Annotated in this window: 11 protein-coding genes; 5 read left to right on the forward strand and 6 right to left on the reverse strand. The window is 68.9% G+C overall.

Going from position 1 to position 15557, the window contains the following annotated elements; all coding sequences use genetic code 11:
* Positions 1–104: 104 nt before the first annotated feature.
* Positions 105–545 (reverse strand): acyl-CoA thioesterase, encoded by a 441-nt coding sequence (locus tag ACYZGB_RS01135; protein ID WP_462386334.1) that lies wholly within the window; start codon positions 543–545, stop codon positions 105–107.
* Between the two features lie 331 nt (positions 546–876).
* Between ACYZGB_RS01135 and ACYZGB_RS01140 the strand changes: the two genes are divergently transcribed.
* On the forward strand, positions 877–2853 hold the full coding sequence (locus tag ACYZGB_RS01140; protein ID WP_462386336.1) for a methyl-accepting chemotaxis protein: 1977 nt from the start codon (positions 877–879) through the stop codon (positions 2851–2853).
* 50 nt (positions 2854–2903) lie between these two features.
* On the opposite strand, the gene ACYZGB_RS01145 is transcribed toward ACYZGB_RS01140, so the two are convergent.
* Both ACYZGB_RS01145 and exaC read right to left on the reverse strand, forming a co-directional pair.
* A complete protein-coding gene (locus tag ACYZGB_RS01145; protein ID WP_462386337.1) occupies positions 2904–3278 on the reverse strand; it encodes a DUF779 domain-containing protein in 375 nt (124 codons plus the stop codon).
* Positions 3279–3449: 171 nt separating this feature from the next.
* Complete coding sequence (gene exaC / locus ACYZGB_RS01150; RefSeq protein WP_462386339.1) at positions 3450–4973, reverse strand: acetaldehyde dehydrogenase ExaC; 1524 nt, start codon at positions 4971–4973, stop codon at positions 3450–3452.
* Between the two features lie 312 nt (positions 4974–5285).
* Here exaC and ACYZGB_RS01155 point away from each other — a divergent pair, with 312 nt between their 5' ends.
* On the forward strand, positions 5286–7226 hold the full coding sequence (locus ACYZGB_RS01155) for a sigma-54-dependent Fis family transcriptional regulator (protein WP_462386340.1): 1941 nt from the start codon (positions 5286–5288) through the stop codon (positions 7224–7226).
* Between the two features lie 42 nt (positions 7227–7268).
* On the opposite strand, the gene ACYZGB_RS01160 is transcribed toward ACYZGB_RS01155, so the two are convergent.
* Complete coding sequence (locus ACYZGB_RS01160; RefSeq protein WP_462386342.1) at positions 7269–8663, reverse strand: ATP-binding protein; 1395 nt, start codon at positions 8661–8663, stop codon at positions 7269–7271.
* On the reverse strand, positions 8660–9403 hold the full coding sequence (ompR, locus tag ACYZGB_RS01165) for an osmolarity response regulator transcription factor OmpR (protein WP_462386343.1): 744 nt from the start codon (positions 9401–9403) through the stop codon (positions 8660–8662). Before ompR ends, ACYZGB_RS01160 begins: the two co-directional genes overlap by 4 nt.
* A gap of 234 nt (positions 9404–9637) precedes the next feature.
* Here ompR and ACYZGB_RS01170 point away from each other — a divergent pair, with 234 nt between their 5' ends.
* Positions 9638–10639, forward strand: coding sequence for an alpha/beta hydrolase (locus ACYZGB_RS01170; protein ID WP_462386344.1), 1002 nt, complete (start codon positions 9638–9640; stop codon positions 10637–10639).
* Between the two features lie 66 nt (positions 10640–10705).
* On the opposite strand, the gene uvrA is transcribed toward ACYZGB_RS01170, so the two are convergent.
* On the reverse strand, positions 10706–13795 hold the full coding sequence (gene uvrA / locus ACYZGB_RS01175) for an excinuclease ABC subunit UvrA (protein ID WP_462386346.1): 3090 nt from the start codon (positions 13793–13795) through the stop codon (positions 10706–10708).
* A 48-nt stretch (positions 13796–13843) separates the two neighbouring features.
* On the opposite strand from uvrA, the gene ACYZGB_RS01180 reads away from it, so the two are divergent.
* Together ACYZGB_RS01180 and ACYZGB_RS01185 are read left to right on the forward strand one after the other, a co-directional pair.
* The gene (locus ACYZGB_RS01180) at positions 13844–14911 is read left to right on the forward strand and encodes a helix-turn-helix domain-containing protein (protein ID WP_462386347.1); all 1068 of its coding nucleotides are present in this window, start codon (positions 13844–13846) and stop codon (positions 14909–14911) included.
* 131 nt (positions 14912–15042) lie between these two features.
* A complete protein-coding gene (locus ACYZGB_RS01185) occupies positions 15043–15408 on the forward strand; it encodes a hypothetical protein (RefSeq protein ID WP_462386349.1) in 366 nt (121 codons plus the stop codon).
* Positions 15409–15557: the final 149 nt, after the last annotated feature.

Here is a 15557-nt window from a genome sequence, read left to right on the forward strand (position 1 = left end):
GCGGCGCCTCGAATGCTATTGTATTAATAGCTTAAAAGGCATGCCCATAGCGCGCATAGGCCCTTTTTTGATCAACGAAAAGTGCCTCGCCGCTGCCACAGCGCTCACTGCGCGGCACGCGCCGCGTCGATGTGGGCCTTGACCCGCTGGGCCAGCGCAATGTCGCCCGGGGTGTCGGGGCTCCAGGCGTCCACCGGGCGGGGCACCTCCTGCGCGTCCACGGCGGTGTAGGCCACCACGCAGTGCGCCACATCCTCCAGCGGCGCGCCCTGCACGCCGCCGCTGCGCACCTCCACGGCCAGGCACATGCTGGAGTCGGTGGTGTAGGCCAGGCGCGCATGCACCTCCACCAGATCCCCCGGGCGAATGGGCCGCACAAAGTGGGCGCCGCCCACAAACTCGGTGACACAGGCGCCACGGGCCCAGGCGCTGGCACAGGCAAACCCGGCCTCGTCCACCCAGCGCAACACGGTGCCGCCCGCCACGCGGCCCGCCTGGGGCTGGGCGCCTTGCGGGGCCAGAAATCGGAGGGTGACGGACTGCATGCCGGTGCTCTCGAAGACAAGTTGACCTGGAATTATTCCCCAGCCACACCATCGCGTGCGAACCGCCAAGTGGACCCGACATGGTTTGAGATTGACTTCCATCAAAACCCTGCCGCACGCAGAAACCTACATTGCGTTACACGCCACGCGGCCTGAGAGCCTGTTTTAGGTCTTTTCGGGGTCACACGAGTGCTTTGCCGGAAGGATTGGAGTGCAATCCCTGAAGAGACCTTAAACAGGTTCTGAAGGGAAGCACCCCTTCGGCGGGTGCTGACGCCCCTCCCGCTGAGGTTTTTCTATTGCCGCGCGGCCTGACCGTGCGCCCACTGCCATGTCACTTCTGCACCGGTTGAACCTGCTCGAAAAATTCCTGATCCTTGGAACGCTGGGACTCACGATGAGCGCCATGCCCACCTACCTCACTGTGAGCGATTCGCTGCACGCCATCGGCCACGCGCGCCAGGAGACACGTGGCGTGCCACCCGCCCAGGCCCTCACGCGGCTGGTGCAGCACATGCAGGTGCACCGGGGTTTGTCGGTGAGCATGCTAGGGGGCGATGAGTCCCTGGCCGCACGCCGCCCCGCCGCACGCGACGCAGTGAATGCCGCGCTGTCCGATGTCAGCACCCGCTTTGCCGCCGCCCAGGTGCCCGCCGCCCAACTGGCCACCTGGACCCAAGCCCAGCAGACCTGGCGCACGCTGGAGCAGGCCGTGGGCGCGCGCAGCATCGAGCAGGCGCAGAGCACGGCGCAGCACACGCAGCTGATTGCCAGCCTGCTGCAGCTCAACGAAGCCCTGGTGCACGCCTATGGCCTACAGATCGACCCCGAAGCCGACACGAACGCGCTGATCCAGGCCTCGCTGATGCAGGCGCCCATGCTGGGCGAAAAGCTGGGCATGCTGCGCGCCCAGGGCGCCAGCGCTTTGGGCAAGCGCGAACTGACGCCCCAGGGCAAGGGCCAGCTGCTGGTGCTGCAGCAGCGCGTGGCCGAGCTGCAGGCCGACACCTTCCGCGGCCTGGACCGCGCCCTGCAGGGCAACCCCGACCTGCAGCGCGCACTGGGCAGCAGCGTGCAGACGGTGCAGGGCCAGATCCAGCAGTCGCTGCAGATGGCTGAGCGCGACGTGATCAACGCCACCGAGTTGCAGCTCGCGTCCAAGGACTATTTCGACGCCTTCACCCGCACCATCGAGGCGCTGAACGCGCTCAACAACCTGTCCATGGCCAGCCTGGACCAGGCCCTGCAGGCGCGTGTGGCCGGGCTGCAGCGCAACCTGCTGGGGGTGGCGCTGGCCCTGGTGCTCACGCTGTCGGCAACCAGCGCCATGGCCCTGGTATTTGTGCGCTCCATGACCGGGCCGCTGTCGCAGGCCGTGGCGCTGTCGCGCGCCGTGGCGCAGGGTGACCTGAGCGGAGCACCCATCCCCCATGGCACCAACGAGGTGGGCCAGCTGCTGCAGGCGCTGCAGCAGATGCGCAGCCAGCTCACGCAGGTGGTGCGCCAGGTGCGCAGCGGGTCGGAGAGCGTGGCCACGGCCAGCGTGCAGATTGCGCAGGGCAATACCGACCTCTCGGCCCGCACCGAAAGCCAGGCCAGCGCGCTCGAAGAAACCGCCGCCTCGATGGAACAGCTCAACGCCACCGTGCGCCAGAACGCCGACAGCGCCCAACAGGCCAGCCAGCTGGCCGCGAGTGCCAGCACCGTGGCCACGCAGGGCGGCGAGGTGGTGGCGCAGGTGGTGAACACCATGCAGGGCATCAACGCCGCGTCGCAAAAGATCTCCGACATCATCGGTGTGATCGATTCCATCGCCTTCCAGACCAACATCCTCGCGCTGAACGCTGCGGTGGAAGCTGCCCGCGCCGGTGAGCAGGGCCGGGGCTTTGCGGTGGTGGCCAGCGAGGTGCGCAGCCTGGCCGGGCGCAGTGCCGAGGCCGCGCGCGAGATCAAGACCCTGATCAGCGCCAGCGTGGAACGCGTGGAGCAGGGCACGGCCCTGGTGGACCGCGCCGGCAGCACCATGACCGAGGTGGTGGCGTCCATCCGCCGCGTGACCGACATCGTGGGCGAGATCAGCGCAGCCAGCCACGAACAGTCCCTGGGTGTGGCCCAGGTGGGCGAGGCCGTGACGCAGATGGACCAGGTCACGCAGCAAAACGCGGCTTTGGTGGAAGAAATGGCCGCTGCCGCCAGCAGCCTGCAGAACCAGGCCGAGGACCTGGTGCAGGTGGTGTCGGTGTTCCGCCTGGGGGGCGATGGCAGTACCGGCAGCAGCGGTGGCACCGGAATGCTACGACTTCAATAGCTACCGAGACATACTGGTCGCGCGCAAGCGGCCATTTTGGCTTGAATTTTTCAGGCCCCAGGCGGGGCGATGCCCAGCGCATCCAGCTCCGCCGCCGTGAACACGCGCGAGCGGGTGTGGAAGGCCTTGCCCTCGGGCCCTTCGAGCGAGAACGTGCCGCCCGTGCCCTCAATCACGTCGATGATGAGCTGCGTGTGTTTCCAGGTCTCGTACTGCGCGCGCCCGATGTAGAACGGGCAGCCGCCAATGTCACCCAGGTACACGTCGCCCGTGCCCATGGTGATTTCACCCGGCAGGTAACAATTGGCTGCGCTGTTGTCGCAGCAGCCACCCGACTGGTGGAACATCAGGTCGGGGCCGTGTTTGGATTGCAGGAAGGCCACCAACTCCAGCGCGGCGGGGGTGGCGATGACTTTTTGGACCATGGGATGTTTCCTTGTCTCGGCAGAAGGCAAAAAGGGGATCTGTCGCCAGCCCCCTTTGCCTTCCTGTCTCAATCATCCCGCCCGTTCACGCTGAGCCTGTCGAAGCGCTGCGCAGGGCTTCGACAGGCTCAGCCCGAACGGTTCGGGGCTCTCAACATGCGCAGACCTGCATCAGAAGAATCCGAGCTTGTTTTCCGAATACGAAACCAGCAGATTTTTCGTTTGCTGGTAGTGGTCCAGCATCATCTTGTGCGTCTCACGCCCGATGCCCGACTCCTTGTAGCCACCAAACGCCGCATGCGCGGGGTACGCGTGGTAGCAGTTGGTCCACACACGGCCGGCCTTGATCGCGCGGCCCATGCGGTAGGCCACGTTGCCGTTGCGGCACCACACGCCAGCGCCCAGGCCATACAGTGTGTCGTTGGCAATCGCCAGGGCCTCGGCCTCGTCTTTGAAGGTGGTCACGGCCAGCACGGGGCCAAAGATCTCTTCCTGGAAGATGCGCATCTTGTTGTGGCCCTTGAACAGCGTGGGCTGCACGTAGTAGCCACCTTCCAGGTCACCGCCCAGGTGGGCCTGGCCGCCGCCGGCCAGCACCTCGGCGCCTTCCTGCTTGCCCAGGTCCAGGTAGCTCAGGATCTTGGTGAGCTGCTCCTTGCTGGCCTGCGCGCCCATCATGCTGTCGGTGTCCAGCGGGTTCTGGTGCTTGATGGCGGCCACGCGCTTCAAGACACGCTCCATGAATTGGTCGTAGATGCTTTCCTGGATCAGCGCGCGGCTCGGGCAGGTGCAGACCTCGCCCTGGTTGAATGCAAACAGCACCAGGCCTTCGATGGCCTTGTCGAGGAAGGCATCGTCCTTGTCCATCACATCGGCGAAGAAGATGTTGGGGCTCTTGCCGCCCAGCTCCAGCGTGGCGGGGATGAGGTTGTTGGCGGCGGCCTGCGCAATCACGCGGCCGGTGCTGGTGGAGCCGGTGAACGCGATCTTGGCAATGCGCTTGCTCTGCGCCAGCGGCATGCCCGCCTCGCGGCCAAAACCGTTGACGATGTTGAGCACGCCGGGCGGCAGCAGGTCGGCAATCAGCTCCACCAGGATGAGGATGGAGATGGGCGTGGACTCTGCAGGCTTGAGCACCACGCAGTTGCCCGCGCCCAGCGCCGGGGCCAGCTTCCACGCGGCCATCAGGATGGGGAAGTTCCATGGAATGATCTGGCCCACCACGCCCAGCGGCTCATGGATGTGGTACGCCATGGTGTTCTCGTCGATCTCGCTGATGCCGCCTTCCTGCGCGCGCAGGCAGCCCGCAAAGTAGCGGAAGTGGTCCACGGTGAGCGGGATGTCGGCGTTCAGCGTTTCGCGGATCGCCTTGCCGTTGTCCACCGTCTCGGCATAGGCCAGGCGCTCCAGGTTCTCTTCGATGCGGTTGGCGATCTTGAGCAGAAGGTTGGCGCGTGTCGCGGCGTCGGTCTTGCCCCAGCTGTCGGCAGCGGCGTGGGCGGCGTCGAGTGCCAGTTCGATGTCTTCGGCAGTGGAGCGGGCGGCGCGGGTATAGACCTTGCCGCTCACGGGCGTGATGACGTCAAAGTACTGGCCCTTCACGGGTGGCACGAATTTGCCGCCGATGAAGTTGTCGTACTGGGGCTTGTAGGTGATCTTGGCGCCTGGGGCGCCGGGGGCTGCGTACACGGTCATGGTGTTTGTCTCCTGCGGTGGTTGTGTGCATCGGGCGGACGCTGAAGGCCCGTCCGATGCCAACCCCCTACTCAAAACACATGCCAGCGCGTGCCGGGACGCGGGCCTTTGATTTCATTGGCTTTTTTGACCAGACATGGCGCCCACCTGTTGCAGCGGACAACCCGGCGCTGTGCCGGGCCGCGACACCTGTCACGAAATGGAACAGTTGGCGCCCACCTTGCGCCCACACCCTTGCCCTGCGCCTTGGGCCCCGCCATACTGGCCCACACACCACAAGCGGGCCACCCTGAGCCCGCACGGAGACAAAGCGTGCGCCCCAACACCTCCCCCGTCGCCCTGCGACAGGCCCGCCAGCATTTGCTGGACTCCGGCCAGTGCCCCAGCGGCCTGGTGGACGAGCGCCTGGCGCGCTCCTGGTCGCGGAGCCTGGCGGCCGGCCTGGTGCCCACTGGGCGGCCCCAGGGCATCGACCACCCCAGCAGCGGCACGCTGCGCCAGGTGCTGGCCAGCAACCCCGAGCTGCTCGCGCATTCGCGGCCGGTGATGGAGTACCTGTTCGAGCAGGTGCGCCACAGCCAGAGCGTGGTGGTGCTGGCCGACCGGCGCGGCATGCTCATGCACACGCTGGGCGACCCGCACTTTGTGGACAAGGCCGAGCGCGTGGCGCTGACCAGCGGGGCCTCGTGGCACGAGGACCACCGGGGCACCAACGCCATCGGCACGGCCCTGGCCGAGGGCTGCGCGGTGGAGGTGCATGGCGGCGAGCATTACCTGGAGCGCAACGGCTTTCTGACCTGCGCGGCCTCGCCCATCCTCTCGGCCACGGGCGACCTGCTGGGCATCCTCGACATCTCGGGCGACTACCGCAACGGCCACGCCCACACCCTGGGCCTGGTGAGCACGGCAGCGCGCATGATCGAAAACCGCCTGCTGGCGGCCACCTGCAAACGCAACATCCGTCTGCACCTGCACAGCGCGCCCGAGGGCATTGGCAGCGTGGCCGAGGGCATCGTGGCGGTGTCGGGCGATGGCTGGATCGTGGGCGCCAACCGCATGGCCCTGGCCCAGCTGGGCCTGCGTGCGGGCGACGTGGGCGCCACCTTGCTGGAGCGGGTGCTGCAGGTGCGGCTGGATGACCTGCTCTCGCACCACAAGCGCCGCCCCCAGCAGCCCCAGGCGGTGCGTGTGCTGGGCGGGGCCCTGCTGTTTGCCCAGGTGCAGGTGGATGCCGCCGCGTGGGTGGCCGCCCCGGCCCGGGCCAGCGCCGCTGCGGTGCCTGCGCAGGATGCACTGGCCCAGCTCGACACTGGCGACACGCGCTGGCGTGCCGCCGCCGACAAGGCGCGCCGCGTGGTGGGCAAGCCGATTGCGGTGCTGGTGCAGGGCGAGTCGGGCGTGGGCAAGGAGGTGTTTGCCCGCGCCCTGCACGCCAGCGGCCCGCGCCGCGATGCGCCGTTTGTGGCCATCAACTGCGCGGCGATTCCCGAACACCTGATCGAATCCGAACTCTTCGGCCATGTGGCGGGTGCCTTCACCGGCGCGCGCAAGGAAGGCCACCTGGGCCGCCTGCGTGAGGCCCAGGGCGGCACACTGTTCCTCGACGAAATCGGCGACATGCCCCTGGCCCTGCAAACCCGCCTGCTGCGCGTGCTGCAGGAGCGCAGCGTGACGCCCGTGGGCGCCAGCAAGGCCGTGCCGGTGGACTTTGCACTGGTCTGCGCCACACACCAGCAGCTGCTGCAGGCGGCCGAGTTGGGGCGCTTTCGGCAAGACCTGTACTACCGCATCAACGGCCTCACCGTGCAGCTGCCCGCGCTGCGCGAGCGCAGTGACTTCGTGGCACTGGCCCAGCGCCTGCTGGCCGACCTGGCGACGGAACAGGGCCTGGGTTTTGAGGTGCAAATGGCGCCCGACCTGCTGGCCCGCCTGGCCACCTATGCCTGGCCCGGCAACCTGCGCCAGCTGGCCAACGTGCTGCGCACCGCCTGCGCCATGCTGGCCGAGGGCGAAGACACCCTGGGATGGGAGCACATGCCCGACGACCTGGTGCAGGCACTCACGGCAGCCCCGGCCCCCGCACAGAACGAACCCGCAGCCAGCCCGGTGCCACTGAACCTGCGGCAACTCTCCCGCACCGCCATCGACCAGGCCCTGCAGGCCGCGCGCGGCAACATGTCGCAGGCGGCGCGCCAGCTGGGCATCAGCCGCCAGACGCTGTACCGCAAGCTGGGCGGGCGCGCCACGCCATAGCCGTCAATAGCTATCTATTTGATAGCAATAAAGGCATGCTCATCAGGCGGTAGCGGCCATTTTTGCTTGAGCCGGCAACACCAGCCGCGCCCGCAGCCCCGCGCCGGGCGCGCTGCGCAGCTCCAGCCACCCGCCGTGGCTGCGCGCCACACGCTCCACGATGGCCAGGCCCAGGCCCGCACCCGGCGGGCCGGTGCGCGCCGCGCCGCCACCGCGTGCAAAGGGCTGGCGCATGCGGTCGATGTCGTCGGCGCCGATGCCGGTGCCCTGATCCTGCACCTCCAGCCACACGCTGTCGGCACCCGCCCCGGTGCGCAGCACCACGGGCGGCAGGCCGTGGCGCCAAGCGTTTTCCACCAGATTGTCCAGCGCGCGGCGCAGGGCCTGGGGACGCACGGGTACGTCGGGTAAATGGTGCTGTGCCGCCAGCTCCAGCACCAGCGCGCGGCCATGGTCGGCCTGCGCCTCGGCCACGGCCTGGGCCAGGTCGTTGAGGGATGCGGTGGTGGGTGCCTCGGCCTCGCCGCTGCGCGCGAACTGCAGGAACTGGCCCACGATGCCGTCCATCTCGTCGATGCTGCGCGCCATGCTGGCCGCCAGCGGTGCATCGACCTGCGCACCGGCAATCTCCACCCCCAAGCGCAGCTTGGTCAGCGGGGTGCGCAGGTCGTGCGACACGCCCGCCAGCATCAGCGCGCGCTCATGGTCGGCGGCGGCCAGGCTCTGCGCCATGTGGTTGAAGCTTCGGGCCACGGTGGCGATTTCCTCCGGCCCGGCCTCGGGCAGCACGGCGGGCGTCTGGCCCTGCGCAAGCTGGCGCGCGGCCCCCACCACCTGCGCCAGCGGGCGGTGGATATGGCGCTGAAGCCACCACGCACCCAGCAGCGCCAGCAGCATGCTGGCCAGTGTGGCCACCAGCCAGGCGCCGGTGAAGGTGCGTGTGGGGAACACGCTGGGCAGGTTGAGCCAGTAGCTCTCGGGGCCATCGGCCCCCGGGTGTTCCATACGCAGGGCCAGCATGCCGGTGCTGTCGCGGCGCCACAGGGGCTGGGGGGAGGTGGCGGCATCATGAAGGCCCAGGCGGCGCGCCACGGCCAGCACAAACTGCCGCTCCATGGGCGACAACAGCGCACGCCGCGCAGCGCTTTCCGCTGCCACGGGCGGTGCCGACCGCATGGCCTGCTGGTTGAACGCCTCGACAAACGCCGCCCGCTGCGCCGGGGGCAGCGCCTGCAGCCCCGCCCGCAGCGCGGCCACATTGCGCGCCACGCCATCGGCCACCTGCGCCACGCGCGGCTGAAAGATCATCTGCCGCACCAGCACGGCCGCCACCAGCTGGCCCAGCACGATGAGCGCGGCCATCAGCAGCAGGTTGCGCCCCAGCAGGCTGCGCGGCCAGAGCCCCCAACGGCGGGCAGGGGGAGCGGGGGCCGTCATGGCTGCGCCCCCCCGCCCGGCGCAGCGCCATCGGGCACAAACACATAGCCCACCCCCCACACGGTGCGGATGTGGCGCGGCTGCGCCAGGTCGGCCTCGATGAGCTTGCGCAATCGCATGATCTGCACGTCGATGCTGCGGTCGGTGGCGGCATGGTCGGGCCCATAGGCCAGGGCCAGCAGCCGGTCGCGGCCCAGGGGGCGGTGGGGGTTCTGCGCCAGGGCCAGCAGCAGGGCGAATTCACCGGTGGTGAGGGGCATGTCATCGCCCTGGCGCTCCAGCCGCCGCTCGGCAGGCAGCAGCACAAAGTCGCCAAATGCCAGGCGGCTCAACACGCCCTGCGGCCCGGTGTGCGCGCCCAGCAGGCGCTGGCGCCGCACCATGGCCTGGATGCGGGCCAGCAGCTCGCGCGGGTTGAAGGGCTTGGGCAGGTAGTCGTCGGCGCCCATCTCCAGGCCCACGATGCGGTCCACCGGGTCGCCGCGCGCGGTGAGCATGAGGATGGGAATGGTCTCGCCCTGCGCACGCAGGCGGCGGCAGATGGCCAGGCCGTCCTCGCCCGGCATCATCACGTCGAGCACCAGCACATCGAACCGCTCGCGCTGCAGCAGCACATCGAGCGGGCCCGCACCATCGACCGTGCGCACGGTGTAGCCCTGGTCGCTCAGGTAGCGCTGCAGCAGCGCGCGCAGCTCGGGCTCGTCGTCGGCGACCAGGATCTTGGCGAGGGTGGCAGTCATGGGTGGGGAGGTTGAGGGCCAGGCAGGGCGCAGGCCCGATGGTACGGCGCGCCCCACCCGGGCCACGCCCGCCCCCCAGGGCCCAGGTGATGACAGCCTGTGACAGCCCCCGCGCGTTTGTCATGCTTTGTCATGACTTGGCGCCACGCTGCAACGATTCGCACATCCACAGATGCGACAGTGGCAGGCATCGGCCCAGAGCCGCCACCACAACCCCCTGCAGGAGTTTTGTCCATGCCCGCTGCCCGCCGCGCCTTCTCCTCCCTCGCCGCCACAGCCGCCCTGGCCCTTGCCGCCACAGCCGCCCTGGCCCTTGCCGCCACAGCCTGCGCCCAGGCCCAGCCATCCGATGCGCCCCAGAGCGGGCGCCTGCGCGCACTCATCGCCCAGAAGCAGGCCCAGGCACAGGCCGCCGCCCTGCCCACCGGCGTGCAGCGCATTGCCGACGTGCCCTATGGCAGCGACCCGCGCCAGCGCATGGACGTGTACCTGCCCGCCCCGTCCACGACCTCGTCCGCCACCGCCAGCGCCGTGCGCGCACCCGTGGTCTTCATGGTGCACGGCGGCGGCTGGCGCTACGGCGACAAGGCCATGGGCCGCGTGGTGCAGGAGAAGGTGGCGCGCTGGGTGCCCCGGGGTTTTGTACTGATCTCGGTGAACTACCGGCTCTTGCCCGACACCCCCGTGGACCAGCAGGAGCGCGACGTGCAGGCCGCGCTGATGGCCGCGCAGCAGCGCGCCACCACCTGGGGCGCCGACCCCAGCCGCTTCATCCTCATGGGCCACTCGGCAGGCGCCCACCTGGTGGCGCTGCTCAATGCCCGCGCGCCGCAGGCCCTGCGCGAAGGCGCCTGGCCCTGGCTGGGCACGGTGGTGCTCGACAGTGCGGTGATGAATGTGCCCACCACCATGCGCGCGCCTCACATGCCGCTGTACGACGACGCGTTTGGCGCCGACCCGGCCTACTGGCGGTTGCTGTCGCCCTGGCACCAGTGGACGGCGGGCGCCCCGCCGGTGCAGATGGTGTGCTCCACCGAACGCGCCGACCAGCCCTGCCACCAGGCCGAAGCCCTGGCCCGCCACGTGCACGGCCTGGGCGGCCGCGCCGAGGTGCTGCCGCAGGACCTGAGCCACGGCGAAATCAACGCCCAGCTGGGGCTGGAGAGCCCCTACACCCGGGCCGTGGAGGCCTTCATGGGCTCGCTGGATGCCGAGGTGGCGCGGCGGCTGCCGTGAGGGTTTGCGCGGTTACTATTATTTTAATAGCTCAAAAGGCATACCCATCGCGCGCAAACGGCATTTTTAATGCGATTTTGACTGCAGGTAGGGCGCCAGGTACCGCCCCGTGTGGCTGGCCGGGTTGGCCGCCAGCTCCTCGGGTGTGCCCACGCCCACCACGGTGCCGCCGCCCGCACCGCCCTCGGGCCCCATGTCGATGAGCCAGTCGGCGGTTTTGATCACGTCCAGGTTGTGCTCGATGATGACGATGGTGTTGCCCGCGTCGCGCAGCTGGTGCAGCACCTTCAGCAGCAGGTCAATATCGGCAAAGTGCAGGCCGGTGGTGGGTTCGTCCAGGATGTAGAGCGTGCGGCCCGTGTCGCGTTTGCTCAGCTCCTGCGCCAGCTTCACGCGCTGCGCCTCGCCGCCCGAGAGCGTGGTGGCGGCCTGGCCCAGGCGGATATAGGAGAGGCCCACATCCAGCAGCGTCTGCAGCTTGCGCGCTATTGATGGCACGTCCTTGAAGTAGGCCGCAGCGTCCTCCACCGTCAGCTCCAGGATCTGGGCAATGTTCTTGCCCTTCCACAGCACTTCCAGCGTCTCGCGGTTGTAGCGCTGGCCATGGCAGATGTCGCAGGGCACGTACACGTCGGGCAAAAAGTGCATCTCCACCTTCACCACGCCGTCGCCCTGGCAGGCCTCGCAGCGGCCGCCGCCCGAAGACTGCGACACGTTGAAGCTGAAGCGCCCCGGGCCGTAGCCGCGCTCCTTGGCGGTGTTGGTCTCGGCCATCAGCTCGCGGATGGGGGTGAACAGACCGGTGTAGGTGGCGGGGTTGCTGCGCGGCGTGCGGCCAATGGGGCTCTGGTCCACATTGATGACCTTGTCGAAATACTCGATGCCCACGATCTCTTCGTGCGCTGCCGGCTCCTCGTGCGCGCGGTGGATCTGCCGCGCCACGGCGGCATACAGCGTGTCGTTGACCAAGGTGCTTTTGCCCGAGCCCGAGACGCCCGTCACACAGGTGAGCAGCCCCACGGGGAAGTCCACCGTCACGCCCTTGAGGTTGTTGCCCGTGGCGCCCACCACACGCAGCGCCTGCACGGCGCCCTGGCGCGCATGGTGTTCGGCCATGCGCTCGGCGCGGCGCTTGCTGGCCTCGGTCTGCGGAAAGCGCGACTTGGTCTTGGCTTCCACCACGGGCGCGGGCTGGTCCAGCACCGGCAGCCAGGGCGTGCGGCGCTGGGGCACGGCGATGGTGCGCGTGCCTGAGAGGTACTGACCCGTGAGCGACTGCGCGTTGCCACGCACCTCGTCATAGGTGCCCTGCGCCATCACGCGCCCGCCGTGCACGCCCGCGCCGGGGCCCATGTCGATCACATGGTCGGCGGCGCGCATCATGTCTTCGTCGTGTTCCACCACGATCACGCTGTTGCCGATGTCGCGCAGGTGCTGCAGCGTGGCGATCAGGCGGTCGTTGTCGCGCTGGTGCAGGCCGATGCTGGGCTCGTCGAGCACGTACATCACGCCCGTCAGGCCCGAACCGATTTGCGATGCCAGGCGGATGCGCTGCGCCTCGCCGCCCGAGAGTGTTTCGGCGCTGCGGTCCAGGCTCAGGTAGCTCAGGCCCACGTCGTTCAAGAACTGCAGGCGCGTGGCGATCTCGCGCACCACCTTGTCGGCAATCTCGGCCTTGGCGCCCGTGAGTTGCAGGGCCTTGAACCAGGCATGGGCATCGCTCAGCGTGGCGTGGCTCACTTCGTAGATGGCGCGGGCCTGTGAGCCTTCGCCCACCTTCACATGGCGGGCCTCGCGGCGCAGGCGTACGCCGTGGCATTCGGGGCAGGGCTGGGTGCTGCGGTAGCGGGCCAGGTCTTCGCGCACCACCACCGAATCCGTCTCGCGGTAGCGGCGCGCCATGTTGGGCAGGATGCCTTCAAACGGGTGCTTCTTGGTGTAGACCTTGCCCTTGTTGGCGCCGCTGTCCAGGATGTAGCTGAACGCGATCTCGTCCTCGCCCGAACCGTGCAGGATGGCGTGTTGCACCGTGGCGGGCAGCGACTCGAACGGCGCCTCCACATCAAAGCCGTAGTGGCGCGCCAGGCTCTCCAGCATCGCAAAGTAGTAGCCGTTGCGCCGGTCCCAGCCCTTGATGGCACCACTGGCCAGGCTCAGCGTGGGGAAGGCCACCACACGCGCAGCATCAAACACCTCGCGCTGGCCAATGCCGTCGCAGGCCGGGCACGCGCCCATGGGCGAGTTGAAGGAGAACAGGCGCGGCTCCAGCTCGGCCAGTGAATAGCTGCACACCGGGCACGCAAATTTGCTGCTGAACAGGTGCTCCTGGCCCGTGTCCATCTCCAGCGCCAGCACGCGGCCATTGCCGTCGTGGCCTCCCACGCGCAGGGCGGCCTCGATGCTCTCGGCCAGGCGCTGCTGCAGGTCGGCGCGCACCTTCACGCGGTCGATCACCACGTCAATGTCGTGCTTCTCGGTCTTCTTGAGTGCGGGCAGGCTCTCGTGTTCGTAGATCTGGCCGTCCACGCGAAAGCGGACGTAGCCCAGCGCCTGCATCTGCGTGAACAGCTCGGTGAACTCGCCCTTCTTCTCACGCGCCACGGGGGAGAGGATCATGAGCTTGGTGTCCTCGGGCAGGGCCAGCACGGCGTCCACCATCTGGCTCACCGTCTGCGCGGCCAGCGGCAGGCCGTGGTCGGGGCAGAACGGCGTGCCCGCGCGGGCGTACAACAGGCGCAGGTAGTCGTGAATCTCGGTCACCGTGCCCACGGTGGAGCGCGGATTGTGGCTGGTCGCCTTCTGCTCGATGCTGATGGCGGGCGACAGGCCCTCGATCAGGTCCACATCGGGCTTGTCCAGCCGCCCCAGGAACTGCCGTGCATAGGCCGACAGGCTTTCCACATAGCGCCGCTGGCCCTCGGCATACAAGGTGTCGAACGCCAGGCTGGACTTGCCCGAGCCCGACAGCCCGGTGATCACCACCAGCTGGTTGCGCGGGATGTCCAGGTCGATGTTCTTGAGGTTGTGCGTGCGCGCCCCCCGGATACTGATGCGCTGCTCGCGCAGGGCGCGGGCGAGGTACACACCATCGGCGGATCGGTCGTCGGCAACGGGGGGAGGGGTCACGGGCGGGCTCGGTGCAGGAAAACCCACCATGATAGGTCACCCGCCCTTTGCGCGCAGCCCCCACATAATGGGCGCGCCATGACCACCCCCCAGCCCCTGCCCTCCACCCTGTTCACCACCGACCAGCAGGCCGGAGAAGCACGGTTTGAGGCCTGGCGCCAGAGCATCTCGGTGGTGTTTGACGTGGCGCCGCTCGTGCCGCAAGGTATTGCGGCGTTCCAGGCCACTGTGCATGCCACCCATCTGGGGCATTTGCTGGTGGGCGACCTGCACTTTGCGGAGCAGCAGTTCCTGCGTGCGCAGCCCCGGGTGGTGCGCGACGGGCTCGACCATTACCTGGTGCAGTGGTACCGCACCGGCGGCTTTGTGGGGCAGCGCGACGGGGACACGGACATCGAGGTACGCCCTGGCGACATTGCCATCCTGGACCTGGGCCGCACCCTGCGCACTTTTGCGCGCGCCTCGCATGTGATGACCCTGATCGTGCCGCGCGAGCTGCTCCACGAGGCCCTGGGGGTGCGCGACTCCGACCTGCACGGCACGGTGCTGCGCGGCGGCTCGGCCCTGGGTGGCCTGCTGAGCGACCACCTGCTGTCGCTGCAGCGCTGTCTGCCCGGCATTGCGCAGGACGATGCGCCCGCTGTTGCGCGGGCCAGCGTGCAGATGCTGGCGGCCTGCGTGCGGCCCAGCGCCCGCACGCTGCAAGGCGCCCAGGGTGCCATTGAGGGCGTGACGCTGCAGCGGATCCAGCAGCACATCCACCGCCACCTGGGTGCCGACCTGAGTGCCGACGCCCTGTGCCACGCCTTTGGCCTCTCGCGCAGTGCGCTGTACCGCCTGTTTGAACCCCTGGGCGGGGTGGCCCACCATGTGCAGCAGCGCCGGCTGCTGGCGGCCTACCATGCGCTCGCCAACCCGGCCAACCAGCGCCTGCGCGTGGCCGAGGTGGCTGCCCGGGTGGGCTTTGCCAGCAATGCGCATTTCAGCCGGGCCTTCCGCACGGCGTTCGGCATCGCGCCCTCGGACGTGCGGGCGCCCAGCGGCACGGGTGCCGGGGGGCCGCACCTGCCCACGGCGCAGGGCAGCTCTGCCGAGTACGCCGCCTGGGTGCGGGGCCTGCAAGGGGCGGGCGCCACTGCCTGCTGATCCTCCTTCCGCGCCCACCGAGGCGCAAAGGCGCGTGGGACACAAGGTCAACAAAACGCAAACACAGAGGCAAGCCACGGCCGGAGGGCGCCCCTAGCATCGGTCCAGCCCTGTTCCGCTGACCTGCCGCCATGCCTCCCGCCATTGCCCCGCTGCCTCGATCACGCTCTGCGCGCCACACCACGCCCGTCCGCCCCCGGGGCTGGGCAGCGGCGGTGGCCTTGGGCGTGGCCCTGTCGGCAGGGGCCCGGGGCGAAGCCCCGCCACCACCGCCTGAAAGCACCACCGTGGCCTTGTTGACTTCCCCAGGTGGTGCGGCGACCAGGGAGCCCCGCGCCACCCCGGTGCCAAAGCCCCACGCCAGCGGCAGCCCCACATCCCACGACGGCTCCCACATTCCCACCCCCATCGACAACCCCTGGGCGCTGGGCCTGCTCGCCGCCCTGGTGGCCAGGATGGTGTGGATGGACCGCTCCCCGGGGCGGGACAAAAGCTGAAAGCCCGGGCCGCCGGGTCGGCTCCGGTCAGCAGCCCGGGGGCCAATGGGCGAAAATCCCGCTTTTGCTTTTTTGGGCCATAGCGCACACCGTGCCGGATTCTTCTTCCCTGCCAGCCGCAGCTGCCCCGCAGCCCTCTGCACCTGCCA

This window comes from Acidovorax sp. Q11 (assembly GCF_054950075.1).